This window comes from Vibrio sp. YT-19(2023) (genome assembly GCF_033337395.1).
Genome location: NZ_JAWOQN010000009.1, coordinates 88938 through 115446 on the forward strand (window position 1 = coordinate 88938; position 26509 = coordinate 115446).

General features: G+C 45.4%; 26 protein-coding genes and 1 tRNA gene. 14 read left to right on the forward strand and 13 right to left on the reverse strand.

All coding sequences use genetic code 11. The features are described from left to right. Positions 1-25: 25 nt before the first annotated feature. Together R7E78_RS08835 and argS are read right to left on the reverse strand one after the other, a co-directional pair. Positions 26-454, reverse strand: a complete 429-nt coding sequence (locus R7E78_RS08835) for an HIT family protein (RefSeq protein ID WP_213903601.1) — start codon at positions 452-454, stop codon at positions 26-28. A 104-nt stretch (positions 455-558) separates the two neighbouring features. Then, the gene (argS, locus tag R7E78_RS08840; RefSeq protein WP_318057856.1) at positions 559-2292 is read right to left on the reverse strand and encodes an arginine--tRNA ligase; all 1734 of its coding nucleotides are present in this window, start codon (positions 2290-2292) and stop codon (positions 559-561) included. Positions 2293-2512: 220 nt separating this feature from the next. Here argS and R7E78_RS08845 point away from each other — a divergent pair, with 220 nt between their 5' ends. Then, the gene (locus tag R7E78_RS08845) at positions 2513-3109 is read left to right on the forward strand and encodes a VOC family protein (protein WP_250654264.1); all 597 of its coding nucleotides are present in this window, start codon (positions 2513-2515) and stop codon (positions 3107-3109) included. A gap of 72 nt (positions 3110-3181) precedes the next feature. On the opposite strand, the gene R7E78_RS08850 is transcribed toward R7E78_RS08845, so the two are convergent. The 3 genes from R7E78_RS08850 to purU form a co-directional block, all read right to left on the reverse strand. Further along, entirely contained in the window at positions 3182-3550 is a 369-nt protein-coding gene (locus R7E78_RS08850) for a hypothetical protein (RefSeq protein WP_154204751.1), read from the reverse strand. Position 3551: 1 nt separating this feature from the next. Then, entirely contained in the window at positions 3552-5168 is a 1617-nt protein-coding gene (locus R7E78_RS08855) for a serine protease (protein WP_318057857.1), read from the reverse strand. Between the two features lie 210 nt (positions 5169-5378). Next, positions 5379-6212 carry a formyltetrahydrofolate deformylase gene (gene purU / locus R7E78_RS08860; RefSeq protein WP_005382206.1) on the reverse strand — a complete coding sequence of 278 codons (834 nt, stop codon included), beginning with the start codon at positions 6210-6212 and terminating at the stop codon, positions 5379-5381. 218 nt (positions 6213-6430) lie between these two features. On the opposite strand from purU, the gene R7E78_RS08865 reads away from it, so the two are divergent. The 7 genes from R7E78_RS08865 (at position 6431) to rnd (ending at position 13924) form a co-directional block, all read left to right on the forward strand. Then, a complete protein-coding gene (locus tag R7E78_RS08865; protein WP_318057858.1) occupies positions 6431-8371 on the forward strand; it encodes an ATP-dependent DNA helicase in 1941 nt (646 codons plus the stop codon). Positions 8372-8400: 29 nt separating this feature from the next. After that, positions 8401-9102, forward strand: coding sequence for a tRNA (adenosine(37)-N6)-threonylcarbamoyltransferase complex dimerization subunit type 1 TsaB (gene tsaB, locus R7E78_RS08870; RefSeq protein WP_318057859.1), 702 nt, complete (start codon positions 8401-8403; stop codon positions 9100-9102). 60 nt (positions 9103-9162) lie between these two features. Then, positions 9163-9468 carry a hypothetical protein gene (locus R7E78_RS08875; protein WP_005382213.1) on the forward strand — a complete coding sequence of 102 codons (306 nt, stop codon included), beginning with the start codon at positions 9163-9165 and terminating at the stop codon, positions 9466-9468. Positions 9469-9509: 41 nt separating this feature from the next. Continuing rightward, complete coding sequence (locus R7E78_RS08880) at positions 9510-10067, forward strand: Slp family lipoprotein (RefSeq protein ID WP_005382214.1); 558 nt, start codon at positions 9510-9512, stop codon at positions 10065-10067. Between the two features lie 6 nt (positions 10068-10073). Further along, positions 10074-10928: an alpha/beta fold hydrolase gene (locus R7E78_RS08885; RefSeq protein ID WP_047102882.1), complete on the forward strand. Its 855-nt coding sequence runs from the start codon at positions 10074-10076 to the stop codon at positions 10926-10928. Positions 10929-11034: 106 nt separating this feature from the next. Beyond that, the gene (gene fadD / locus R7E78_RS08890; RefSeq protein ID WP_005382216.1) at positions 11035-12726 is read left to right on the forward strand and encodes a long-chain-fatty-acid--CoA ligase FadD; all 1692 of its coding nucleotides are present in this window, start codon (positions 11035-11037) and stop codon (positions 12724-12726) included. 79 nt (positions 12727-12805) lie between these two features. Next, entirely contained in the window at positions 12806-13924 is a 1119-nt protein-coding gene (rnd, locus tag R7E78_RS08895) for a ribonuclease D (protein WP_318057860.1), read from the forward strand. 77 nt (positions 13925-14001) lie between these two features. On the opposite strand, the gene minE is transcribed toward rnd, so the two are convergent. Genes minE through minC form a run of 3 tightly spaced genes read right to left on the reverse strand, consistent with a single transcriptional unit; the run spans position 14002 to position 15760 of the window. Then, the gene (gene minE, locus R7E78_RS08900) at positions 14002-14265 is read right to left on the reverse strand and encodes a cell division topological specificity factor MinE (RefSeq protein WP_005388332.1); all 264 of its coding nucleotides are present in this window, start codon (positions 14263-14265) and stop codon (positions 14002-14004) included. A gap of 2 nt (positions 14266-14267) precedes the next feature. Continuing rightward, on the reverse strand, positions 14268-15080 hold the full coding sequence (gene minD / locus R7E78_RS08905) for a septum site-determining protein MinD (protein ID WP_005388331.1): 813 nt from the start codon (positions 15078-15080) through the stop codon (positions 14268-14270). A 17-nt stretch (positions 15081-15097) separates the two neighbouring features. Next, complete coding sequence (gene minC / locus R7E78_RS08910) at positions 15098-15760, reverse strand: septum site-determining protein MinC (protein WP_005382304.1); 663 nt, start codon at positions 15758-15760, stop codon at positions 15098-15100. 197 nt (positions 15761-15957) lie between these two features. On the opposite strand from minC, the gene R7E78_RS08915 reads away from it, so the two are divergent. The 4 genes from R7E78_RS08915 to R7E78_RS08930 all read left to right on the forward strand — a co-directional run bounded on the left by R7E78_RS08915 (position 15958) and on the right by R7E78_RS08930 (position 19749). Continuing rightward, complete coding sequence (locus tag R7E78_RS08915) at positions 15958-16239, forward strand: YcgL domain-containing protein (protein WP_005382303.1); 282 nt, start codon at positions 15958-15960, stop codon at positions 16237-16239. Positions 16240-16287: 48 nt separating this feature from the next. Further along, positions 16288-17259, forward strand: a complete 972-nt coding sequence (locus R7E78_RS08920; protein WP_005388330.1) for a lytic transglycosylase domain-containing protein — start codon at positions 16288-16290, stop codon at positions 17257-17259. A gap of 88 nt (positions 17260-17347) precedes the next feature. Then, positions 17348-18292 carry a LysR family transcriptional regulator gene (locus tag R7E78_RS08925; RefSeq protein ID WP_064376301.1) on the forward strand — a complete coding sequence of 315 codons (945 nt, stop codon included), beginning with the start codon at positions 17348-17350 and terminating at the stop codon, positions 18290-18292. Between the two features lie 257 nt (positions 18293-18549). Continuing rightward, the gene (locus R7E78_RS08930; RefSeq protein ID WP_005382298.1) at positions 18550-19749 is read left to right on the forward strand and encodes a NupC/NupG family nucleoside CNT transporter; all 1200 of its coding nucleotides are present in this window, start codon (positions 18550-18552) and stop codon (positions 19747-19749) included. A gap of 68 nt (positions 19750-19817) precedes the next feature. Here R7E78_RS08930 and folD read toward each other — a convergent pair whose 3' ends face one another. Continuing rightward, a complete protein-coding gene (folD, locus tag R7E78_RS08935; protein ID WP_005382297.1) occupies positions 19818-20678 on the reverse strand; it encodes a bifunctional methylenetetrahydrofolate dehydrogenase/methenyltetrahydrofolate cyclohydrolase FolD in 861 nt (286 codons plus the stop codon). 203 nt (positions 20679-20881) lie between these two features. On the opposite strand from folD, the gene R7E78_RS08940 reads away from it, so the two are divergent. Beyond that, positions 20882-20958: transfer RNA gene (locus R7E78_RS08940), tRNA-Arg, on the forward strand. A gap of 163 nt (positions 20959-21121) precedes the next feature. Next, positions 21122-22813 carry a class I SAM-dependent methyltransferase gene (locus R7E78_RS08945; RefSeq protein ID WP_005382296.1) on the forward strand — a complete coding sequence of 564 codons (1692 nt, stop codon included), beginning with the start codon at positions 21122-21124 and terminating at the stop codon, positions 22811-22813. Between the two features lie 94 nt (positions 22814-22907). Here the strand turns inward: R7E78_RS08945 and R7E78_RS08950 are convergent, their stop codons facing one another. From R7E78_RS08950 to R7E78_RS08965, 4 genes are read right to left on the reverse strand one after another with little or no spacing between them, the layout of a single operon-like run. Further along, positions 22908-24131: a beta-ketoacyl-ACP synthase gene (locus R7E78_RS08950; RefSeq protein ID WP_206953998.1), complete on the reverse strand. Its 1224-nt coding sequence runs from the start codon at positions 24129-24131 to the stop codon at positions 22908-22910. Then, complete coding sequence (gene fabG / locus R7E78_RS08955; RefSeq protein WP_005388326.1) at positions 24128-24853, reverse strand: 3-oxoacyl-ACP reductase FabG; 726 nt, start codon at positions 24851-24853, stop codon at positions 24128-24130. Before fabG ends, R7E78_RS08950 begins: the two co-directional genes overlap by 4 nt. Continuing rightward, the gene (locus R7E78_RS08960; RefSeq protein ID WP_017634799.1) at positions 24850-25314 is read right to left on the reverse strand and encodes a hotdog family protein; all 465 of its coding nucleotides are present in this window, start codon (positions 25312-25314) and stop codon (positions 24850-24852) included. Before R7E78_RS08960 ends, fabG begins: the two co-directional genes overlap by 4 nt. Continuing rightward, the gene (locus R7E78_RS08965) at positions 25307-26494 is read right to left on the reverse strand and encodes a beta-ketoacyl-[acyl-carrier-protein] synthase family protein (RefSeq protein WP_054578011.1); all 1188 of its coding nucleotides are present in this window, start codon (positions 26492-26494) and stop codon (positions 25307-25309) included. Before R7E78_RS08965 ends, R7E78_RS08960 begins: the two co-directional genes overlap by 8 nt. Between the last annotated feature and the right edge of the window lie 15 nt (positions 26495-26509).

Consider the following 26509-nt stretch of genomic DNA (forward strand, 5'->3'; position numbering starts at 1 on the left):
GCTCAGATTTTGCAAAGTTTTCCAGTTAAGCTTTGTGGAAAATAGAGCTCAGTGACAACACGTTTTTAATGCGACCAAGTAATTCGTTTTGCTCTTCTTCTGTACGGAATTCACCTTTGGTGTTCCCCCAAACCGGTCCCGGCCATGCGACGTCATCTTTGAAGCGAGCAATATGGTGAATGTGCAGCTGTGGCACCATATTACCTAGCGCACCAAGGTTTAGCTTGTCTGGACGGAATGTTGCTTCCAGTGCTTGGCTTACCGCTTGAGACTCTAGCAAAAACTGTTGCTGTTCTTGCATTGGCAAGTGGTGAAGCTCTTTTAGGTTTGCACGTTTTGGTACCAAGATAACCCATGGCACGGCATTGTCTTTATGCAGAAGTGCCACACACAGTGGGAAGTGACCGATAACGGTAGTGTCTTTTGCCAATTGAGGGTGCAGTTCAAAACTCATTATATTATCCGATTTGAATTGAATGACATCAGTATACGCCAGATAAAACAAAAGGTTGACGCTTTCACGCCAACCTTTCTAAATCGTCTCGATTCTAGAATCGCTTACATACGCTCTAGAGTATCGATACCTAGTAGAGACAGACCTTGCTTGATGGTCTTCGCTGTTAGCGCTGCTAGTTTCAGACGGCTTTGTTTCACTGCTTCGCCTTCAGCAACTAGGATAGGGCATGCTTCGTAGAAGCTAGAGAACTGACCTGCTAGTTCGAATAGGTAGCTACACATGATGTGTGGTTGACCTTCGCGAGCGACAGATTGAACCGCTTCTTCGAACTGCATAAGTTTAGCAATAAGTGCTTTCTCTTTCTCATCAGTGATTTTGATGTCACCTTGGAGAGCGTCCATAGCAACACCAGCTTTAGCGAAAATAGAAGCTACGCGAGTGTATGCATATTGCATGTATGGTGCTGTGTTACCTTCAAACGCTAACATGTTGTCCCAATCGAACACGTAGTCAGTCGTACGGTGTTTAGATAAGTCAGAGTATTTAACCGCTGCCATTGCAACTGTTTTAGAGATCTTCTCTTTTTCTTCCGCATCTAGTTCAGGGTTTTTAGATTCGATCAGTTGTGCTGCACGAACTTCTGCTTCATCTAGAAGGTCGGCAAGACGAACGGTACCACCCGCACGAGTCTTGAATGGCTTACCATCTTTACCAAGCATCATGCCGAACGCGTGGTGCTCAAGAGATACTGACTCAGGTACGTAGCCTGCTTTACGAACAATTGTCCAAGCTTGCATTAGGTGCTGGTGTTGACGTGAGTCGATGAAGTAAAGCACACGGTCTGCGCTTAGCTCTTCATAACGATATTTTGCACATGCGATGTCTGTTGTTGTGTATAGGAAACCGCCATCGCGTTTTTGAACGATAACGCCCATTGGTTCGCCATCTTTGTTCTTGTATTCATCTAGGAATACAACTTGCGCGCCATCATCTTCAACGGCAAGACCTTGTTCTTTTAGGTCTGCAACGATCTTAGGAAGCATGTCGTTGTACATGCTCTCGCCCATTACGTCGTCACGAGTCAGTGACACGTTTAGACGGTCGTAGTTGCGCTGGTTTTGGATCATGGTTACATCAACGAGTTTTTTCCACATTTCTGCACAGTACTCGTCACCGCTTTGCAGTTTCACAACGTAGTTTCGCGCCTTTACTGCGAAGTCTTCATCTTCATCGTACAGCTTTTTCGATTCGCGGTAGAAGCCTTCAAGGTCCGCAAGTTCCATAGAAACTTCGCCAGACTCTTGTTGTACACGTTCAAGGTTTGCGATAAGCATACCGAACTGAGTACCCCAGTCGCCGATGTGGTTCGCACGGATCACTTTGTGACCTAGGAACTCAAGAGTACGTACTACCGCATCACCGATGATGGTTGAACGTAGGTGACCAACGTGCATTTCTTTAGCAACGTTTGGTGCAGAGTAGTCAGCAACGATAGTTTGAGCTTCGTCTGCCGCAACGCCAAGACGTGAATCAGCCAGTGCTGCTTCCGCTTGTTTTGCTAGGAACTCTTCGCTTAGGAAAATGTTGATGAAACCAGGACCAGCGATTTCTGTCTTGCTCGCAATACCATCTAGGTCTAGAACATCCAGTACTTTCTGTGCAAATTCTCGTGGGTTAGTACCCAGTTTTTTAGCAACGCCCATTACGCCGTTTGCTTGGTAGTCACCAAATTGTGGCTTTGCTGATTGGCGTACTGCCGCAGGACTGCCTGCAGGTGCGCCAGCGGCTTCTAGAGCCTGAGATACTTTGTCATTAATAAGTGCTTGGATATTCACACGCGTTTCCTTCAATTCAAGGACGAAGAACTCGGCGAAATAAGTGCCGAGTTCTGTTGGAGTTCACAAAAATGGGGCTAATGATAACAACTTTATTGCTTTTCATACAGAGAGGAATTGGGGAAATTTATACTTTTTCGATTGAATGGAAATGTGGCTTAGTTTGCGTTTACTATTGTGCTCAGAGTAATGAGATAAATCGCCCCATAAGAGAGCTACAATGACGACTCAACTAGTTGAAAAACGCCTAGCGCCTAAATTGATGATCCAAGATCTGGATGAATTTATGGCGAAGATTGAAGAGCTTGCATCCCTGTTAAAACTGGATCTGAGCTTTGCTCAAGCTGACCATATTGCGCTGCGAATTAATGATACTGAAACAGCAAAAGCCGCGCATGAAGCATGGAATCAATACGGTAAGGTGATTTCACAAGCGAAAATCAACGGTCGTCCAATCATCGTTATCGAATTCGACAAAGCGTTGGAAAGCCGTGGTTGGAAGATTGAGTGTCTGGAACTGCCATACCCTGCGGAAGGCAAAATCTACCCAAATGAAAGCTGGGAACATGTGGAGTTTGTGATTCCGTCTCATGCCGAAACTGCAGACGAGTTTCTTGCTGATTTGAAACACACTTACCCAGCGTTTGGCGCGCGTTTTAATGAGTTGGAAGAGCTAGGTGTGAAGATCAAACTGTCGAGCCCGAAAGGGGATGGCGAACGCTTGAATAACCCAACAGTGGCGTTTAAGTACCAAGGCATTTGTATCAAACTGCACCCGCATTCACTTAAGCGTATTGTGGAGTCTGAGCAGGCGTAAAACGCTAGGGTGAGAATTGCTGAGTTGCGATAGGCAAAAAGGGAGCCGAGGCTCCCTTTCGTAAGCGAATCACTATTTAGCCGGTGATTTGCGTTTTGGGTTGGTAATGGAAAGTTTTTTGCCTTTCAACTCTTCATCTAGAGTGAGTGTGAAAGTCTTTGGAAACGGCATTCGTTTACAATGATCCACTTTGTTCCTGACGATTGTGAGTAGGGCTTCCGTTGAAGATTTTTGCTCTATTTTCAAGCTAAAGTCATCGTTCTTACTGCAGCCATTAGACTCGGCGATAAATGAAATTTGACTATCGCTAGTTCGATACGCTTCAACCATGATGGCTTGATGTTCAGACTCTAGACCTTGCTGCGTTTCTGTATTTGCCGAGCAAGCGACTAAACTGATGGAGCTCAAGCCAAGCAGCATTGTTTTGAGTACATATTGCATCTTATTGTCCTTTTTTGCGACGCAGGAAAGGACCTGCGGCCAGCAACATTAATAGGCTAATTGAGAAGCTGCCGCCTGAACTTGATGTTTTGGTTACGCTGCTCTCGCTAGTGTTATCTGAACTAACTGACATCTTGATATTGCGAATATACGCTTGCGCGTTGTAACCACCGCTAAACTCGTAATTTTTCAGATAAGCAAAAGTAACCGTGTTTGACTTCCTGTAAAAATCGATAGAAAGTTCACTATAATCAAGAAGCTGGCGGGTGTAGTCATACTCTTGGCCATTGACAAAAACGACAAAATAATCGAAACCATCGGATAGGACTTTAAAATCCATGGATAGTTTGCCTTTTGGCAAATCGGTTAAATGCAAGATGGATGCACCAGTAGACATTCCCATTTCTGCTGACTGAAGCTCACCATTTTCAGTTGTCCAAGCGTATTCATTGGTGTAAACATTTGCGCCAGCTAGTGGGATGGCACTGCTCAATGAGTTGCTTGCTTTATCTACACCTGTATACTTAAACGTTGTTGTAAGTTTGGACAGTTTCGGATGATCGGTAAAGAGCTCTATCGTTGTTACTGACTCTGAATAGCTAGGTTGGTAACCCACGGTAATTTGGCAGCTTTGAGAAGGCTTTAAGGTACCAGTACAAGTGCTTTTCTCTATGGTACTTCCGTATGATATTGTGCTTTCGTAGATGTTGAATGGGATAGTATCGTCATTACGAATAGTAAAGGTCTCTTGCTGTCCTTTTCGCTCAACGAAATGAAGATCTCGATACTGGGTATAGCTGATAGTATTACGATGACTATCTATCCAACCATTGTGCTGAAAATGAGCGACGTTTGCATAAACACCATAAGCATTTGGTTGAGCACATCCATCACCCCAACTGACCACCCCTAATAACTTGTTGATGCCGTTATCGTCAACGATGAGCGGACCGCCGCTATCTCCTTGGCAGCTATCTTTACCTCCCCAATAGTATCCAGCGCAAATGCCGTCATCTGATACATTAGAGTAGTTTCCTGGTAGGTTTTGGCAGGTAGCTCGATCTACGTATTCCAAATCTACTTGTTGTAAAACGGTTGGGTATATTCGGTCTGTCGTGGACGTATTTCCCCATCCAGCCACGTGCAACTTGTCTCCTACGCGTACGCTATCTAAAAGTTCTGGCGTTGCCAGGTCAATCGTTGCGCTATCGATATTGTGTTCTAATTCAATAAGAGCGATGTCATTGTTCGTTGTATTGCTGTTATATTCATTATGTGAATAGATATTGTTAACAGCGATACGCTGTGATTGAGACTCGTTGTTTTGGTCATAAAGGCCAAGAACGATATCTATATCGTCCGCATTAAGACCTTCCACACAGTGCGCAGCAGTTAATACGTATTTTCCACCTAGGAAACTGCCACCACAAAAGTGACCAATAGATGTAGGTTGTCCTTTACGTACCAGTGAAGCAATAAATTTCCAGTCGGAAGTGTTGGCAGGTTCGCCGCCGATAATGCGAGTGGGTACATCATTCTGAACAGGCTCAAGAGTATCTGCGATTGTGGTTGCTGGTAAAGTCAGCCCAATCAGAAAAGCCACTAACGTTTTTTTCATTTTAATTCCGTAATATTAACGTGGTTTATTATAAGGAGGATAAATGATAAACGGAATCATTCTCTCGGTAAATAGTTGTAGAGAAATGAAAAATTATAACGTATCGGTTTAACTTTGATGGTTAGAATTGGAGGGGGTGGGGATCTTCTGAAAAGATGAAACCCGTCAAGTTGGACGGGTTTCACTATCGTTGTAACTAGTACGGAGGGATTACAGGATCACTGTTTTATTCCCATAAACAAAGACGTGGTCATTGATCACTTTATTCAAAGCCTTACTCAATACGTTCTTCTCTACATCGCGTCCCGCTTGCGCCATATCTTGGGCATTGAATGTATGGTCGACAGGAATTACGTCTTGCTTGATGATCGGCCCTTCATCTAAATCATTAGTCACGAAGTGCGCTGTTGCACCGATGATTTTCACACCGCGATCGTAAGCTTGTTGATATGGCTTCGCGCCAATAAAAGCAGGTAAGAAGCTGTGATGAATATTAATGATTTTGTGGTGATATTTCTCAACAAACGTCGGCGTTAATACGCGCATGTATTTAGCTAGCACCAAAAAGTCAGCATCGTATTGATCGATCACTTCTAGCATCTTCTGCTCGTGTTCTTCACGGCTAAGGTTTTCATGGGTCACGTGGTGGTAAGGAATGTCGAAGCGTTCAGTGAGAGTTTGCAGTTTGTCGTAATTCCCCACCACTGCAGCGATCTCAACATCTAGGCTTCCATCGTAGGTTTTCATCAGAATATCGCCTAAACAATGCGCTTCTTTTGTGACGAGAATGACGATGCGCTTACGGCGAGAGCCAACCAATTTACGCTTAGCACCTTGCGGGAGAGCTTGGTCCAAGTCGGCAAGAAACGTTTGATCGTTGAAGTATCCCTCCAACTCCGTTCTCATGAAAAAGTGGCCACTGGTATTATCAACAAATTCGTTATTGTGAACGATGTTGAGTTGGTGCTTGTAACAGATATTAGTAATTTTCGAGATGAGACCCGGGGCGTCAGAACAGTGGGTCAACAGTGTTTTCTTTTCCATAAATCAGGTACTTCCATGCATTAATATTTTAGCGTACGAATTTGTTATTATTCCCTGGCGGGTGTAACTGTACTGCCATGTTTCACCATAAATAATCTATTCTTACGTTGGTTTCAACAAAATATCCGCGTGTCGCCGCAAGCTGGTCAGATTGTGGGCTGATGTCACTCCTATTCCTCTGATATACTCTCGATAATTTTTCAAACTCAATACCAAGCATGATCGCAAAAACTTTTTCCTCTGATGGCGCGTTAGGTAAGGCCATTCCTGGCTTTCAAGCTCGTCAGCCACAAATCGATATGGCGGAAGCCGTCAGCAGAGCGATCAAAGATCAAACCCAGTTGGTGGTGGAGGCAGGAACCGGAACCGGTAAGACCTTCGCATACCTAGTCCCTGCGCTGTTGAGCGGTAAAAAAGTGATCATCAGTACAGGCTCGAAAAACTTGCAAGAGCAGTTGTACCATCGTGACTTACCGCTCATGGTCAATGCGCTTGGTTTTTATGGCCAAGTGGCGTTATTAAAAGGGCGTTCTAATTATCTGTGTTTGGATCGTTTGAGCCGCCAAATGGTCGAAAGCCACACTAATGAATCTGACCCGACGTTATTAACTCAACTGGTTAAAGTGCGTGCTTGGTCATCAGAAACCAAAACAGGTGACCTTGGGGATTGTGATGATCTACCAGAAGACAGCATGATCATTCCGACCATCACCTCAACCAATGATAACTGTTTAGGTAAAGAATGTCCGAGCTACACTGATTGCTTTGTATTGAAAGCGCGTAAGCGAGCCATGGATTCCGACATTGTTGTAGTGAACCATCACTTGTTTCTTGCTGATTTAGCGATTAAAGAAACAGGATTCGGTGAACTGATTCCAGAAGCCGATGTGTTTTTTTTTGATGAAGCTCATCAGTTGCCAGATATTGCGAGCGAATATTTCGGCCAGTCAGTTTCAAGCCGCCAAATTCACGATCTTGCCAAAGACATTGAAATAGCCTATCGCACCGAAGCCAAAGATATGCGTCAATTGCAAAAAGTGGGCGACAAACTCATGCAAAGCGCAATGGACATGCGGATTGTCTTGGGTGAGCCAGGCTTTCGTGGCAACTGGCGTGAGGCGTTGCAATCAGGTTCTATTAAGCGAGAATTATTGCGCTTAACTGACAGCCTCGAATTGGCGATTGATGTACTCAAAATAGCTTTAGGGCGCAGTCAATTACTGGATACCGCTTTTGAACGAGCCAATTTGATCAAAGGCCGCATCGACCGCGTCTGTGATGTCGATATTACCGGTTACTCATACTGGTACGATACCTCGCCTCGTCATTTCGCTCTGCACATTACGCCTCTTTCTGTCGCGGACAAGTTCCATGAGCAAATAGAGATTAAACAAGGCGCGTGGATTTTCACGTCAGCAACCCTAGCCGTATCGGGCGACTTCAAGCACTTTACTGAGCGCCTTGGCCTCAAGCCTACAAAGCAATTTTCTCTGCCGTCCCCCTTTGATTATCAAAAACAAGCGCGCCTTTGTGTGCCAAGGTATTTGCCAGAGCCAAACAGTAACGGCTTAGCGGATAAGTTAGTCCGAATGCTTGCTCCGGTGATTGAAGAAAATGATGGTCGCTGCTTCTTTTTATGTACCTCGCACAGCATGATGCGTGAACTAGGTGAGAAGTTCCGAGAAGTACTTGAGCTGCCTGTGTTAATGCAAGGGGAGATGAGTAAGCAGAAAACTTTGGCGGAGTTTATGGAACTGGGTAACGCTTTACTCGTGGCGACAGGCGCCTTCTGGGAAGGGATTGATGTTAGAGGTGATGCGCTGAGCTGTGTTATTATCGACAAATTACCGTTTACCGCCCCTGACGATCCGTTACTCAAAGCCCGTATCGAGGATTGTCGATTACGTGGCGGTGAACCATTTGCTGAAGTACAAATCCCGGATGCAGTGATTACGTTAAAGCAGGGAGTCGGGCGATTAATTCGAGATCAGAAGGATCACGGTGCGTTGATCATTTGTGATAATCGCCTCGTCACGCGAGACTATGGTGGTATTTTCCTCGGAAGCCTACCACCTATCCCAAGGACGCGAGACTTAGATGGAATCAAAGCATTCCTGAAAGCAGAACAATCTGTCACAGACGCAAGTGCTGAGGCATAACCCAATAAATGAAAGTTGTAGAGAGTTAAATGAGCGCAAAAATTCTTGCTATCGATACAGCGACTGAAAACTGTTCAGTTGCGTTGTTGGCTAATGATCAAGTGATTTCACGTAGCGCGGTTGCACCACGCGATCACACCAAAAAAGTACTGCCAATGGTTGATGAAGTACTCAAAGAAGCTGGCCTGACTCTACAAGAGCTGGATGCGTTAGCGTTTGGACGTGGTCCAGGTAGCTTTACTGGCGTTCGTATCGGTATTGGTATCGCACAAGGTTTGGCGTTCGGTGCTGACTTACCTATGATCGGCGTTTCAACGCTGGCTGCAATGGCTCAAGGTAGCTATCGCTTGCATGGTGTGACCGATGTCGCTGTGGCTATTGACGCACGTATGGGTGAAGTTTACTGGGCACGTTACACTCGCCAAGCAAACGGTGAGTGGGCAGGGATGGATGCAGAGTGCGTAATTCCACCAGCACGTCTCGTTGAAGAAGCACAAGCAGACGACAAAACGTGGACGACAGCAGGTACTGGTTGGGATGCTTACCAAAAAGTATTAGCAGGCCTACCGTTTAATTTGACGCATGGTGACGTTCTGTACCCTGATTCACAAGACATCGTGATTCTTGCTGAACAAGAATTTAAAAAGGGTAATACCGTGCCGGTCGAAGATTCGAGCCCTGTTTATTTACGTGATAATGTGACATGGAAAAAACTTCCTGGTCGCGAATAGTCCGTTTTTCATTAACCTGACAAAAAGCAGGGCGTTTGCCCTGTATTTTTATGGAGTGCTATGGCGTCGATTAATGGCTTGCCTCCTTCTTTGATTCCCGGTGCAAATCGCACTAATAAAGCCAGTCAAAAGAAGCCGGTAAATAAATCACAAACAAAGCAGCCTGTAGGTCAGCCTTCAAAGGTTGCTAACGCCGTGGCGCACTCCATAAAACACGTGGATGAGTCCCAAATTCACCGAGCTCAAGTGCAATATGACCTTCCTGAAGGGGGCGCACGTAAAGCAATGGAGCAGTACATGGATGTCATGAATCGAGCTAAAAAAGAGGAACTGGCTCAATTACTTGGTGTCGATATTTACGTGTGAGATCTCCCCAGCTTGGGGTTACTAATATTGAAAGGTGGTTTATGAAGGTTTTTGGACGGTTTTTTCTCGCATTATTTGCTACGGTTGGTTTGTCTGCGTGTAGCTCGTTGCCTGAGGAGCTAAATGCAAGCACAGAATTGGTCGTTACAGACTATAAAGCTTTTGCTGAGTCTCAGGGGCAAGTGAGTGAAGATGTTCGCCTTGGTGGAATCATCGCTAAAGTGGATAACTTTAAAGATAAAACGCGTCTAGAGATTGTAAACCTTCCTATCAGTAAGTCTGGTAAACCTGATATCGATGAAGAGCCTACGGGGCGTTTTGTCGCCTATTTTGATGGCTATTTAGAGCCTGTCGCCTTTAGTGAAGGCCGTTTGGTGACGGTTGTAGGCAAAGGAGCAGGGGAAGAAGAAGGAAAGATCGGTGAGCACGGTTACATCTTCCCGGTAATAAAGGGGGAAGGGTACCGTTTATGGAAAATTGAAGAACGTGTACGCATGTATGACTCGCCAACCTACTTTTACCCATGTTACTCGATTAACTGCCGCATGTGGCGTAATGATTTCCCACAAGACGGTAAAGTGATAAAACAGGTCAAATAATCTGCGATGCATGAGCGTCAATTCGAGCTTCCTGCCGGCAAAATGGCAGCCCTTGAGATAGGGAACGAGAAAACGGCTGACTTGTCAGTCGTTTTTCTTCATGGGTGGTTAGATAATGCGGGCAGCTTTAAAGCGCTCATGGAGCAGTTGAATCAACTTAATCCTCACTTACACCTCCTCGCCATCGATCATTTTGGTCACGGTTTATCGAGTCATAAATCTCACGATAATTATTACCCCTTTCACGACTATATTGCCGATTTGTATCAGTTTTTGGACGAATTATCACCAAACAGACTGATATTAGTAGGGCATTCACTTGGTGCTTTAATCGCAAGTTGCTATAGTGCTGCGTTTCCAGAGCAGGTCGAAGGTCTTGTGCAAATTGAGGGAGCAGGACCTCTTACTGAAGAGCCTATTAACAGTTTGCCTCGTCTTCGCGATGGCGTTTTAAGTCGAATAAGACAGCAAAACAAGCCAGAGCGAGCCATTGCCTCCTTCGATCTGGCGTTAAAATTACGCATGCAAGCCAACCAATTAACCGCTGAGCAGCTTCTACCGATAGTCGAGCGTGGAACAGAGCAGCGAGGAGATAAATGGTATTGGCGGCATGACGCCAAGTTAAAATGTGCGTCGCTTTACCGAATGGCGCAAGCGCATGCTAACTCGATTACCAGCCAAATACGTTGTCCTCATTTGATTGTATTAGGCGATCAAGGATTTCAGAATTTACCATCTAACCAAGCTGATTGGGGAGAGAACCCACCGCAAGTGGTTTCTGTCAAGGGTGGTCATCACTGTCATTTAGAGCAAATACTCGAGGTCGCAACGCGAATTCTTGGTGTAGTTAACAAAATTTAAACAAGTGTTTGAGAGTTGCGTGCTCAAGCACGTTCGCTGTGCTGTAATAGCTTTCAAAATAAAAAGGACGCTATTTTTTAGCCAGTTATAAACGAGGAGTAACATCGTGGATAAACCATGGCTTTCACGTTATCCAAGTGACGTACCTGAAACCATTAATCCAGAGCAATATGAGTCTTTGGTAGAAATGTTTGAACAGTCTGTACAAAAATATGCAGACCAACCAGCATTCATGAACATGGGCTCGGTTATGACCTTCCGTAAATTGGAAGAGCGTAGTCGCGCATTCGCAGCGTATCTGCAAAACGAGTTAAAACTGCAAAAGGGTGACCGCGTTGCTCTGATGATGCCAAACTTACTGCAATACCCAGTAGCATTATTTGGTATTTTGCGTGCAGGTTGTATCGCCGTAAACGTTAACCCACTTTACACTCCTCGTGAACTTGAACACCAATTGAATGACTCAGGTGCGACGACGATTGTGATTGTGTCTAACTTTGCGAACACGCTAGAACAAATCGTCGATAAAACACCAGTCAAACACGTAGTGTTAACCAGTCTTGGTCAAATGCTGCCACGAGCGAAAGGTACGATTGTCGATTTTGTCGTGAAGTACGTTAAGGGCATGGTGCCTAAGTACGATTTACCTGGTGCTATCTCAATGCGTCAGGCTCTACGTAAAGGTCGTCGTCTACAATACGTTAAACCGTTTATGTCTGGGGATGACATTGCATTCCTGCAATATACGGGGGGGACGACAGGTGTCGCGAAAGGTGCGATTCTGACTCACCGCAACATGATTGCGAACGTTCTACAGGCAAAAGGCGCGTACGGACCGGTTTTATCTCCGGGGCGTGAATTAGTCGTAACAGCGTTACCGCTGTATCACGTATTTGCTCTTACCGTAAACTGTCTGCTGTTTGTCGAAATGGGTGGTCGTAACTTACTTATTACCAACCCTAGAGATATTCCAGGGTTCGTGAAAGAGCTACAAAAGCATCCGTTTACTGCGATTACGGGCGTGAATACCTTATTTAATGCATTGGTCAATAATGAAGATTTCCACGAGTTGGATTTCAGTAATCTACGTTTAGCCGTTGGCGGCGGCATGGCAGTGCAGCGCTCAGTGGCAGAAAGATGGCAAAAGACCACGGGTTGCTATTTGCTCGAAGGTTACGGTCTAACAGAGTGTTCTCCGTTGGTTGCGGCATATCCGCATGATCTTGTTGAATACAATGGCTCTATTGGTCTGCCGGTACCATCAACAGAAGTTCGTATCGTGGACGAAGAAGGCAACGCTCTTGCGAATACTGAAACTGGTGAACTTCAAGTTCGTGGTCCTCAGGTTATGCAAGGTTACTGGCAACGACCTGAAGCAACGAAAGATACGATTAACGAAGACGGCTGGCTATCAACTGGCGACATCGTTAAGTTCGATGACGAAGGCTTCCTGCATATCGTTGACCGTAAGAAAGACATGATCTTAGTATCAGGCTTTAATGTTTACCCGAACGAAATTGAAGACGTTGTAGCACTACACGGCAAAGTACTTGAAGTTGCTGCTATTGGTCAGCCACATGAAGTGTCTGGTGAATTAGTGAAGATTTATGTCGTGAAACGCGATCCGAGCTTGACCAAAGACGAAGTGATCGCGCATTGTCGAGAACACCTAACTGGCTACAAAGTTCCGAAGTTGGTTGAATTCCGCGAAGACTTACCTAAAACCAATGTCGGTAAGATCTTGCGTCGTGTTTTACGCGAAGAGAATGACGCTGAACTTGCGAAGAAAAGCGCATAAGCCGATTTCGTCGAGTCGAGAGATTTAAAAAATGATAGAATGCCAGCGTTTTGCTGGCATTTTTTATAGCGAGAAGTATGTGAACTATCAAATTATTACTAAAAACAAAGACCTAGAAGAGGTTTGCACTCATGCCCGAGAGGCAGACGTAGTGATGCTGGATACCGAATTCGTTCGTATTCGCACTTTCTACCCGCAGTTAGGTCTGATTCAGCTTTTCGATGGTAATCGCCTCTCGCTGATTGATCCGACTGAATTAACGGATATGACGCCGTTTGTAGCGCTATTAAAAGATACTTCTGTGCTAAAAGTGCTGCACGCATGTGGTGAAGATTTAGAAGTTTTCCAAAACGCTTTTGGTTGTACACCATTCCCTATGGTGGATACGCAGCTGATGGCCGCTTTTCTCGGTCACGGCCTATCGACAGGCTTCGCATCGCTGGTGGAAGAATATTTAGGCGTAGAGCTTGACAAAAGTGAATCACGTACCGACTGGATGGCTCGTCCACTGACACAAAAGCAATTAGATTATGCTGCCGCAGATGTTCATTACTTGTTACCGTTATACGAAAAGCTGTTCGATAAGGTGACGCAAGCAGGTTGGTGGGAAGCTGTACAGCAAGAAAGTGATTTACTCGTTTCGAAACGTATTCACGTAACCAATGAAGAGAATGCCTACCTTGATATTAAGGGCGCTTGGCAATTAAAACCTTCTGAGCTGGCGATTTTAAAGCCATTGGCGACGTGGCGTTATCGTGAAGCAATCAAACGAGATTTAGCGCTGAACTTTATCTTCAAAGAAGGTGATCTATTAACGGTCGCTCGTCTTGGTTTAACGAACTTTAAGAAGATGGAAGCAGAAGATATTGATATCCGAGCGATTAACCGCCATGGCGCGAAGATTGCCGCGATTGTTAAACAAGCGAAGCAAACACCTTCTGAAGAGTATCCTGCGAAAATTGAGCGTTTAATGGACTATCCGGGTTACAAGCAGGTCTTCAAAAATATGAAAGACTTGGTGAAATCGGCTTCGCAGAAGTCAGGTTTAGCCACGGAGTTCCTTGCCTCTAAAAAGCAGATCAATCAGTTGATCAGTTGGGTTTGGAAAAAAGATCGTGACCCAGAAGTATTGCCTGATTTGATGCAAGGGTGGCGTTTGGATTTACTCGGCGACAAGATGAACAAAGCATTAAAGTAATGAAAGATGAAAAAGGTTGGCCTCGATGCCAACCTTTTTCGTTCTAATTAGAGCATTCGTCTGGCGAGAGAAACTGATTACTTTTCTTCGTCTGGTAGCTTCACATTCAGCTCAAGAACTGAGATATCGTCGTCTTTGTGCTCAAATGTTAAGTCAACCATATTTGGATCAATTGCCACGTACTTGCTGATTACTTTCAAGATGTCTTCTTTTAATTGAGGCAAGTAAGACGGCGCAGGATCATTTTGGCTGCGGCGCTCTGCGACAATGATTTGCAAACGCTCTTTAGCTAGATTCGCAGAAGTTTTCTTCTGTGGACGGAAAAATTCTAATAATGACATGTCTAGCCTCCAAAGAGTCGTTTAAAGAGTCCTTTCTTCTCCTCAGTAAGGAAACGAAATTCAACCTGATTGCCTAATAAGCGATCAACGGTGTCAGAATAAGCCATACCCGCATCGGTGTTATCGTCAAAAGTGACTGGCACACCTTTGTTTGACGCGTTAAGTACGGCTTGGCTTTCTGGAATCACGCCCAGTAGTGGAATATGTAAGATCTCCTCTACGTCTTCAACGCTTAGCATTTCGCCTTGAGTGACGCGAGATGGGTTGTAGCGAGTCAGTAGCAGGTGCTGTTTTACTGGCTCTAGCCCTTGTTCTGCACGCAGTGACTTAGAATCTAAAATACCGAGAATGCGGTCAGAGTCACGCACAGAAGAGACTTCTGGGTTCGTTGTGACAATGGCTTCATCGGCATAGTACAAGGCCATTAACGCGCCTTGCTCGATACCTGCTGGTGAATCACAAATAATGAAATCAAAGCCCATTTCATCAAGTTCGCCGAATACGCGCTGAACACCATCTTTTGTCAGTGCGTCTTTATCACGAGTTTGAGAAGCAGGAAGAATAAATAGGTTGTCCGTGCGCTTATCTTTGATCAGCGCTTGGTTTAATGTCGCTTCACCGTTAATGACGTTTACAAAGTCATACACGACGCGGCGCTCACAGCCCATGATTAGATCGAGGTTACGCAAACCGATGTCAAAATCGATCACCGCGGTCTTTTTTCCCTTAAGAGCTAGACCAGAGGCGATGGCTGCGCTTGAAGTGGTTTTACCAACGCCACCTTTACCAGACGTTACTACAATAATGCGTGCCATTTTTTTTCCTTTTTAGATTAAATCGCGAGAACTTCTAAATGTAATGATTCATCGGCTTTACTGATCATTACTTTCTTTTGCCAGTACTCGCTTTCAATTTGATCGCTTAACCAGTAGTCACCCGCAATGGATACCAGTTCTGCTTGTAAATCGTGGCAAATAATACGCGCTTCCTGCTGACCACTTGCTCCTGCAATCGCACGACCTCGAAGTGTGCCATGGATATGAATAGAGCCGTCAGCAATGACTTCAGCACCTGCACTTACGTGCGCTAGCACCACCAAATCACCATCTTTTGCGTAGATCTGTTGTCCTGAGCGGACAGGCGTACGAACTACTTTCGTTGGTGCCATTTTGGCAGGTGCTTGGCTTGGCGATTTGCTCGCCGACATAATGGCGAAGCCAGCTTCGGAAGCAAGGTTTTGTACACGCTTGTCTTTACAGCCCGTTACACCGACCGGAATAAAACCAGCATCTGAGATGCCTTGTTTAAGCTTAGGGAAATCAATGTCGCCTTGTACTTTTGCTATATTGATTACCAAAGGCGCGGATGCAAAAAAAGAAGGTGCTTGAGAAACTTTTTCTTGCAAAAATTCGACAGTCTTTGCGATCTCATTGTCAGAAAGGTGTAAAACTGACAATGTAAAACTGCTACCTTTAAGGTCTGGTGAATGGGTCATCGTGGACTTCTTGCCTTTATTGAAAGAGCGTTGCCTTAAACTAGGTATGTCATGTTATATTTCATCCTTTGACGCAGCAAGTTCTCTCGTGGGCAAATAGGTGAATTAATCTCAAATTTGCTATTAAGTTTGCGAGAATTTGACGTTTACAACCTAATCCGCACTCAACGCGGCTAAATCAGCATAAAAGGCGTGTCATGCTTTGTTCTATTTATAAAAGCTCGAAAAAAGAAGGTACTTATCTCTATATTCCGAAAAAGGATGATTTTTCACAGGTTCCTGACACCTTAATGCAGATGTTCGGTAAGCCTATCGCTGTCATGACGATTAAACTTGATGGCCGTAAATTGGCACAAGTTGATATCGAAAAAGTGAAGGCTTCATTACAAAATGATGGCTTCTTTCTTCAGGTTCCACCGCCGCCGGAGAACCTATTAGAAAAGTACAAAGAACAAAAAGCCCAGCAGAAAGGCGAATAACGTCATCGTTTTTCATCTGGGATTTCTGCCTTGCTCAAGGAGGGCAATATGAAAAAAATACTGGCTACCATGCTTAGCGTTGGTATGTGTACCTCGGCTTTTGCAAGTAGCGAGGGTTTTGATGAATACTTGAATAAGCTGCGTGCTGAAGCTCGTGATAAAGGTATCTCAGAGCAGGTCATTAGTGCTGCTTTTGCTAATGTTGAGTACAAGCCCCGAGCAGTAAAAGCGGACCGAAACCAACCAGAAAAGAAACTGACATTGGATGAGTACATTCCTCGCGCGGTGCCTGAATGGAAGGTGAAGCAAGCCAGACAACTCTACAAAGAGCATTACACCGAGCTAAAGCGTATAGGCGATGAGTACGGTGTCCACCCGCGCTTTATTGTGGCACTTTGGGGAGTTGAAAGTAACTTTGGTAAGTTTACCGGCAACTTTAAAGTGATTGATGCACTATCCACAATGGCATTTGAAGGCCGTCGTGAAGAGTTTTTCCGTAAAGAGACTATGTCGGCACTTCAGATCCTCGATCAAGGCCATATTGAGCTAGAGAACTTTAAAGGCTCATGGGCTGGTGCGATGGGTCAATGCCAGTTTATGCCAAGCTCTTTCCTTCGTTTTGCTGCTGACGGCAACGGTGATGGTAAAAAAGACATATGGCAATCTGAAGCGGACGTGTTTGCATCAACCGCTAACTATTTGAGCAAGTCTGGTTGGGATGATAAATATACTTGGGGTCGCCAAGTTAAGGTTCCTAAAAATATTGATCGCAGCCTGGAAGGGCGCACGGCTGAAAAAGGCAAATACCTTCAAGAGTGGAGCCAATTAGGTATCACAAAATATGACGGTAGCCCGTTGCCAAAACTGGATGAAGACATCAAAGCATGGTTGATCATGCCGGACGACGAGAATGGTCGTACGTATCTGGTTTACAATAACTACAACGTATTGATGAAGTGGAACCGCTCTTACTACTTCGCACTTGCTGTGAGTCACTTGGCTGATCGCATTAAATACTGATCTGCCATCAAACAATTTGGCATCCAGTCTTCAATACAAGGGCTCTTCGGAGCCCTTTGTTTTTTCTATAACCAAATCGAGGTAAAGCGTGTTATCTGAACGTGCCGCACAAATGGTGATTTTCTCCGCTCTTCTTAAACACAAAAGCTTCACAGCTGCTGCAAAGAGCTTAGGCGTGTCGGTGTCTCATGTGAGTAAACAGTTGAGTCAGTTAGAAGCGTCTCTTGGTATCAAGCTTGTTCAACGCACTACGCGAAGCTTTACGCCGACAGAGGCAGGGAAAACCTTTTTTCATCACTGTGAGCAAGTGGTACAAGCGGTGAGCAGTGCCACATTAGAGATGGAAACCCAGCGGGATGAAGTAGCAGGTTTGGTACGTCTTGGGTTGTCGCAATCATTTGGTACCTTACACATTATTCCAGCGATTCAAGAGTTACGCGAACTGTATCCTCAACTTCAAGTGGAAGTACATCTGTTTGACTATAAGGTCGATATGTTAGCCGAAGGGCTCGATTTATGGGTAACCAACAACGAGCATTTGCCTGAAGGTTACATTGCGCAGCGTTTGACGGATTGCCAGTTTGTTGTTGCGGCATCGCCAGATTACTTATTGAAACATGACACGCCAACAGAACCGGATGACCTATCTGCTCACAACTGCCTCATATACAGAAGCTGGGAGCGTGACTATACGGGGTGGGCGTTTACCAAAGATCAGAAAGAATTGAACGTAAAAGTCTCGGGTAACTATTCAGTGGATCTGGCAGAAGCCGTCCGGGATGCGGCTATTGCAGGTTGGGGTATTGCCTACCTTGCCACTTACTTGCTGGGTGATGAGTTCAGAACGGGTAAGTTAATACAGCTGTTACCTGACTGGAAAGCTAGCCAGTCGATGCCGTTTTATGCGGTATACCCAAGCCGCCAACATATGCCAAAAAAAATATCCGCAGTGATTAACTTTATCAAACAGAAGATCGGCAACCCTTGTCATTGGGACCAACGTTTAGCACCTTACATCTCTATTCCTAAATAACAGGATCAATGACGTTGTAGAACGACACATAAAGTGATTCACTTCACAAAAATTTTTCCTGAACCAGAAACATATTTTCCATATGGAAACAATTAAAATAAGCAAACGTTTATCTTAAATAAATTCAAGTGGTTATTTTATTGGTCAGTTATTGGTCGCTTAAACTTTTCACACTGTTAACATCCTCAACTTGCAGCATTTTGAGTCCGCTATACAATCCGGTGCCTTCCATATCCCCCTTCTGTCGGATTCATTTTATGAACTCAATTATTGGTATCGTAGCCATACTATTCCTAGCATGGCTACTTTCTACAAATAGAAAAAATATAAAGCTGAGAACAGTGTCGTTTGCGTTTGCTTTACAGGTACTGTTTGCGTTGTTGGTTTTATATGTACCAGCAGGACGAGATGCGCTGAATTCAGTGAGCAGCGTTGTGTCGAATTTGATCAACTATGGTCAAGAGGGCATTGCGTTTTTATTCGGTAATTTGGCGACAGGGGGCTTCACCTTTGCGATCAATGTTCTGGGTATCATCGTTTTCTTCTCCTCTCTTATCTCAGGTCTTTATCACATAGGTGTGATGCCAAAAATCATTAACTTTATCGGTGGTGGTATTCAAAAGCTGCTGGGTATCGGTCGTGCTGAGTCTTTGTCTGCTACGGCGAATATCTTTGTTGGCACTATTGAAGCACCATTGATGGTAAAGCCTTACCTAAAACACATGACTGACTCGCAGTTCTTTGCAGTTATGACAGGTGGTTTAGCGTCAGTTGCTGGCGGAACGTTGGTTGGTTACGCATCACTGGGTGTCGACCTCAACTATCTTATTGCTGCTGCATTTATGTCTGCACCTGCCGGCTTGTTGATGGCAAAAATTTTAATGCCAGAAGATACGGATAAAGCAGCAGATATCGACATTAGCCAAGTTGAAATTCCACGTGCAACCAACGTAGTAGAAGCATTAGCCGATGGTGCCATGGCGGGAGTACGCATTGCGGTATCGGTCGGTGGTACGTTACTGGCGTTTATTAGTGTCATTGCAATGCTAAACGGAATGTTAGGCTGGATAGGTGATCTGATTGGGACCCCCTTAAGTTTTGAGCTCATCCTAGGTTTTGTGTTTGCGCCAGTCGCTTGGTTGTTGGGTATACCATGGCAAGAGGCAACCACAGCAGGCTCGCTGATTGGTAACAAGATTGTGGTGAATGAGTTCGTCGCTTTCATCCAGCTTGCAGAAGTGAAGTCTCAACTTAGTGAACACTCACAAGCAATCGTGACGTTTGCTTTGTGTGGCTTTGCAAACATCTCAAGCATGGCGATGCTGATTGGCGGGTTGGGCTCTTTGGTACCAGAAAAGCGTGCATTTGTTTCTAAGCATGGTTTTCGTGCGATTATCGCTGGTGTCATGGCGAACTTAATGAGCGCTTCGATTGCGGGCGTGATTTTAAGTCTGTAATTGAAATAGATATCAACAATTAGCAAAAAGGCTCCTTGCGGAGCCTTTTTCGTATCTGAAGTTTTACGCTATTTGTCTGTGTGGAACTGTTCGCAAGCGAGCATTGTGTTCTCAATTAAACTTGCGACGGTCATTGGGCCAACACCACCAGGAACAGGAGTAATAAAGCTCGCACTTTCACGTGCTTTGTCGTATTCCACGTCACCAACTAGTTTGCCTGAATCAAGACGGTTAATACCGACATCGACCACCACTGCGCCTTTTTTAATCCACTCACCAGGGATGAAGTTAGGCTTACCAACCGCAACCACGACAACGTCAGCTTGACGCACATGACTCTCTAGGTCTTTGGTAAAACGGTGACATGTTGTTGTTGTGCAGCCCGCAAGCAGCAGCTCAAGTGTCATTGGACGACCAACAATGTTTGATGCGCCAACCACAACCGCATGTTTACCACGTAGCTCAATGTTGTAACGGTCGAGTAGGGTAATTATGCCCTTTGGCGTGCAAGAGCGAAGCTTTGGAATACGTTGCGCAAGACGGCCAACGTTATAAGGGTGGAAGCCATCCACGTCCTTCTCTGGGTGAATGCGCTCTAAAACATGTGTTGTGTCTATGCCCGCAGGAAGGGGTAATTGCACTAGAATGCCGTCAATTTCATCATCGTTGTTTAATTCATCAATCAGCGCTAGTAACTCTTCTTCTGAGCTAGACGCAGGAAGGTCAAAAGACTTAGAAACAAACCCAACTTCTTCACATGCGCGGCGTTTGCTACCGACATAAACCTGAGAAGCAGGATCTTCACCAACTAGAACCACTGCTAAACCAGGAGCACGTAGCCCAGCTTCAACACGTGCTTTAACACGTGCAGCCACTTCGGATCGAACAGTTTGGGAAATGAGAGTTCCGTCTATATTTTGAGCAGTCATGACTTTCCTTATAAATTAAGAAGGCAGATTATCTGCGGCGCATTGTCGCAGAATTTCTTGTTAACATCCATACGCAAACGTTTGCTTTGTGGTGTTTTTGAACATTAAGCGTTTTAATGGACTTTTTTTAGGCATTCAGATCAGAATGTTATGAAAACCCGTTGATTTACCCGTTTGAACTCGTATAATCCTGTCCCTGTAGCGCGCCCTTAGCTCAGCTGGATAGAGCACGTCCCTTCTAAGGATGTGGTCATTGGTTCGAATCCAATAGGGCGTGCCATTTATTCAAAAGCCTCGATAACTCTTTGAGTTGTCGGGGCTTTGTCGTTTTTAGGTTTTTGGCTGTAATTGCCACTCTATCTACAACTTTTGAATGGCATTCTAGCCATTGCAATTTCTAGCAATTAATATGGACGCATATTAATTACCTTTCGTTAACCTTTATGCCTGCCACTTCTAACTTTTATGACCGACACGCCGACTCTTTCGCGAAGCAATACACATCGATCCAGTTTGAGGATGTCCACGCGAGTTGGAGAGTCTTCTGGCCCCAGGCTGGAGATCGTGTGTTAGATGTTGGCGCGGGCTCTGGTCGAGACGCGAAATGGATGGCTGAGCATGGGTGTGAAGTTGTTGCGATTGAGCCTGCTCAAGCACTTCTAAGGCTTGGTAAGTCTTACTGTGGCGATTCCGTTACTTGGCTTGAAGATGCATTACCTAAGCTTGAGAAAACCATTAATCTTGGCTTTCGCTTCGATTTAATTCTTGTCAGTGCGGTATGGATGCATCTTGCGCCTACGCACCGTGAACGTGCATTTCGCAAACTTGCAAATTTGTTAGCGCCTAATGGTCGATTGGTGATTAGCCTTCGTCACGGTGACTTTTCTGACGGTCGTAAAGCTTATCCCGTATCGGTTGAAGAGCTCGAAAAGTTTGCAAAGAATAGCGCTTTAATGGTGAGAAACGTATCTCTCGATGACGATCAGTTAAAGCGAACGGGTGTATCTTGGCAAACTGTAGTGATGTCTTTGCCTGATGATGGTTCCGGTGATCTGAATAAGGTTCGCCACATTATCGTCAATGATTCCAAATCGGCTACCTATAAGCTCGCACTACTACGTACTTTACTACGTATTGCAGACGCTCATTCTGGTGCAGTGGTTGATCGCAGCGAAGGTAAAGTTGCAATCCCATTAGGATTAGTTGGCTTATATTGGATTCGTCAATTTAAGCGTTTAATCGATAAAGAGAACATCCAGCAAAGCTCGAACTCGTCTAAAGGGCTAGGTTTTATAAAGCCCGATGGCTGGGGCAGACTTTCCCATTTAAGTCCTGATGATCTTGCTATAGGCACGACATTTTTTGGTGAAGATGCAGTGGCGCTTGATAAAGCGATAAAAGACAGCTTAAAAACCATAAAAGATGGTCCCGTCACTTTTACCTATCAAGGTGATAAATCAAACCCTTACTTTGAAATGATTCGTTCAGCTAAGAAGCCAAAACGTTCAATTGTTGTGGATAGCGAGTTCCTCGAAGGTTATGGGCTGTTTGTGTTGGATGAAAGCCTTTGGGATTGTTTTCGATTGTATAACTCTTGGATTGAGCCGCTGGTGGTCAACCAATGGATTATGGAAATGCAACGATTTCGGTCTAATCAAGAGCGGGGTATTCCACTGCAAACGTATCATGATTGTTTGGTCTGGATTGATAAAGACCATGATACGCGAGTCGTGCGAAAGAGAATTGAACAGTTGAAGCTCAGCCATTGCGACATTGTCAGTGTATGGAGTGGAAGCAAATTACGAAATGAGTATCACGTTGATCACTGTTTGCCATTTGCTTATTGGCCCAACAATGATAAGTGGAACTTACTACCAACATCTAAGGTTGAAAACCTAAACAAGCGTGATCGTATTCCTGCTAGCTATCGATTAAACGCATCCAAGCCGCGAATTTTGGATTGGTGGCAGTTAGCTTGGGGAGAGACGGATAATTTGAGTCGGACGTTTTTTACCGAGGCTTCATTGTCGCTACCTAATGTGCCTGCATCTTGTCAAGATTTTGAGCATGTCTTTGAAGCGATGGGATTACAAATTCGTGGTGTTAAAAGTCGCCTTTGTATCGCGGAATGGTAATGTCTTGTTTGCCGTTACAGCGTGATATATGAACCTGATAGGCAACCAACAAAAAAGCGCTGGTTAACCAGCGCTTTTGCATTTACTAAGGGCATTACATCTTTTTAAAGATGATGGAGGTGTTGATGCCGCCAAAGGCGAAGTTGTTACTCATCAAATATTTCACGTCCAGCTCTCGGCCTTGTCCGGCGATGTAGTCTAAATCACCACATTGCTCGTCGAGGTTTTTTAGGTTGAGCGTTGGGTTGAACCAGCCTGTGTGCATCATTTCTAAACCTAGCCACGCTTCAATCGCGCCACAGGCGCCTAGTGTGTGGCCAAAGTAGCTCTTGAGTGAACTTATTGGCACTTTGCCCAGAGCATTCGCTGTTGCGTTGCTTTCCGCAATATCGCCGCGGTCGGTGGCAGTGCCGTGAGCAGATACATAGTCGATCTTCTCAGCAGGAATCCCCGCGTTTTGCAAAGCCATTTCCATACAGATTTGCATGGTTTCCATCTGTGGTTGAGTGACGTGTGCGGCATCACAGTTGCTGGCAAAACCGATGATTTCTGCATAGATTTTCGCGCCACGAGCGACGGCGTGTTCGTACTCTTCCAGAACTAGCGTTCCCGCACCTTCACCAATCACCAAACCATCGCGATCGGAGTCATAAGGTCTTGGTGTGCTTTTCGGGTCTTCATTCTTTAGACTGGTGGCAAAAAGGGTATCGAAGACAGCGGATTCCGTTGGGCACAATTCTTCAGCGCCACCAGCAACCATGACCGTTTGGTAGCCGTGCTTGATCGCTTCGTAGGCGTAGCCGATTGCTTGGCTGCCAGAGGTACATGCACTGCTGGTTGGGATCACTCGGCCTTTCAAACCGAAAAATAGACCAACGTTCACTGCCGTGGTATGCGGCATCATCTGCACGTAAGTCGTTGCGGTGATCGCTTTAGTGGTTTTCTCATTCAGCATGACACCAAATGCGCCGATTGCGTCAGTACTGCCTGTTGATGAGCCGTATGCGATACCCGTTTGACCATTGGTGAGTACGTCGTTACCAATCAAACCTGCTTGGCTCAGTGCGTTTTCTGTTGCGACGGTCGCCAATTTAGAAACACGCCCCATGCCGCGTACTTGCTTGCGCTTGTAGTGCTTTGGCAGTTCAAAATCTAAAATTGGTGCCGCGAGCTTGGTGTTCAAACCATCATACTGTTCGTAAGAAGGCATGTATTGCGTCGCGTTCTGGCAGTCACGCAGTTTTGGCTCGACAGATTGCCAATTGTTACCAAACGCAGTCACGCCCGACATTCCGGTTACAACGACTCGACGGTTCATACTAGGCCTCCGTTTACCGAAATGACTTGGCGAGTTACATAGCCTGCGATGTCAGACATAAGGTAACTGACTAAACCAGCAACTTCTTCTGGCTCTCCCATGCGGCGCAAAGGAATTTGCGGCATCGCATGTTCTTTCACGTGTTCGTCTACCATGCCTGTGTCGATAAGCCCTGGAGCAACGCAGTTGACGGTGATTTTGCGTTTTGCCAGTTCAAGCGCGAGTGATTTTGTTGCACCAATTACGCCCGCTTTCGCTGCGCTGTAGTTAGTTTGACCACGATTCCCCATTAGGCCAGAGACTGATGCAAGCGTAACAATTCGGCCGCCTTTGCGCTTTTGCACCATTGGCATAACACAAGGGTGAAGAACGTTGTAGAAGCTGTCTAAGTTGGTATGAATCACACCATCCCATTCTTCTTCGGTCATCGCAGGGAAAGCGGTATCTTTTGTGATGCCAGCGTTGTTTACTACGCCATAGTAAGCGCCGTGTTCGGCGATATCGGCTTCTAGCTTCTCACGACAATCTGCACGGTCACTGATGTCGAATTGGATAAGACGACCGCTACCACCATGCTGTTCGATGGTGTTTAGGGTGTCTTGCGCGCCTTGTTGATCGCCCATGTAATGGACAATGACTTGGAAACCATCTTTGGCTAATTGAACGGCAATGGCTTTACCGATGCCTTTGCTGGCACCTGTAACGAGGACTTGTCGGGTCATTGTTGACTCCTGATTTTCATTTCTTGTAATTTTTCTTCTGATGGAACGTAAACGTTCAATTGGCAAGTCGCTACAACAGTTCCTTGTAGCTCAATACGGGCTGAAAAAACCGCCATACCGTTATCTTCCATAACTTTTTCAGCATACACATCGAGCACCTGTCCGCGAGAAAACGTATCGCATTCAGACGTGTATCGACGGCTACCAAGCAAAAAGCCAATCGGTGGCGCTTGTTCTTTCATTAATGCGTGGTAACCAGACCACGCCGCGACAGATTGCGCCATAAACTCAATGCCAACGTAAGCTGGCACAGTTTGAGAGGCCGAGTCGAAGAACGGGTTGTGTTCTGCGATATCAACCTGGCAGTGAATCGTATCTTGTTGAACATCCAAAGCACGATCGACCAAGATCATTGGTTTGTCGTGTGGCAAAAGTTGTTCGATGGGAGGAAGTTTAGTCATGAGCGTAACCAAAAATAAGACTAATATTATTGCCACCAAAAGCAAAAGAGTTGCTGAGAATCGCTTTGTTACCCAGTTTGGTTGGCGTCTCAACTAACGATATATGGATATCGTCTGCTTTGGTTTCGCAGTGTTGTATTGGCAAATCAAGGTTGTACTTGAGAATATGCCAAGCGATCGCGGCTTCCGTTGCACTTGCTGCGCCTAATGTGTGTCCGGTAAGTGGCTTTGTCGAGCTTACGGGAACGGAGTCACCAAAGCAGCGATGAATGGCTTTGCTTTCCATCGCATCGTTTAACGGCGTTGCTGTGCCATGCGCGTTGATGTAACCAATGTCTTGCGCTGTAAGTCCTGCATTGGCCAACGCTTTTTTCATCGCTTCTTCTGCGCCTAACCCTTCTGGATGTGGTGCGGAAATATGGTGTGCGTCTGAGCTGTCGCCAGCTCCGAGAAGAGCAACGGGCGCAGGTGTTTTGCTTAGCAACATTAATGCTGCGGTTTCACCGATATTGATGCCGTTGCGATGTTGGTCAAACGGCTTACAAAGGGTATCGGATAGAGCTTCTAAACCGTTAAAGCCGTTTAGTGTGAGGCGACAAATGGTATCCACACCACCCACAATAACCGCATCAACAATGCCAGAGCGAATCAGGCGTTGCGCGGTTAAAAAGACACGGCCACTAGAAGAACAGGCGGTTGAAACTGAGTAATGTGGGCCGCTCAAATCAAAGTAGGCGGCAATAAAATCGCTGCAGTTGCCAAGCTCTTGTTTGGTGTAATGGTAGTCGGCAGGAAAATTACCCTTTGCCAGCTTTTCACCAAATGCGATTTCGCCATCTGAAATGCCAGATGTGCTGGTGCCGATCACGACTGCGATACGGTCACGACCATATTTAGCAATGGCGTCACGCACGTCGCCTTCGATTTGCTGCAAAGCCGAAAGTGCGAGGCGGTTGTTTCTCGTATCAAACTGGCTGAGTGCGGGTGGTAATTGCGGTAACGTCTGTGCGATTCGACCGATTACTGTTTGGCGGCCTGAATTTAAAATATCTCGGTCAACCACCATGTTGGATGGCTTCGCTCCCGATAAACACTGGTGGATGAGCGCATCATCTTGTCCCATGGCAGAGTGAAAGCCACAGGCCTGAATATACAAAGGTTGAGAAGAGCGAATAGGCATATTGTTATTCTAAAT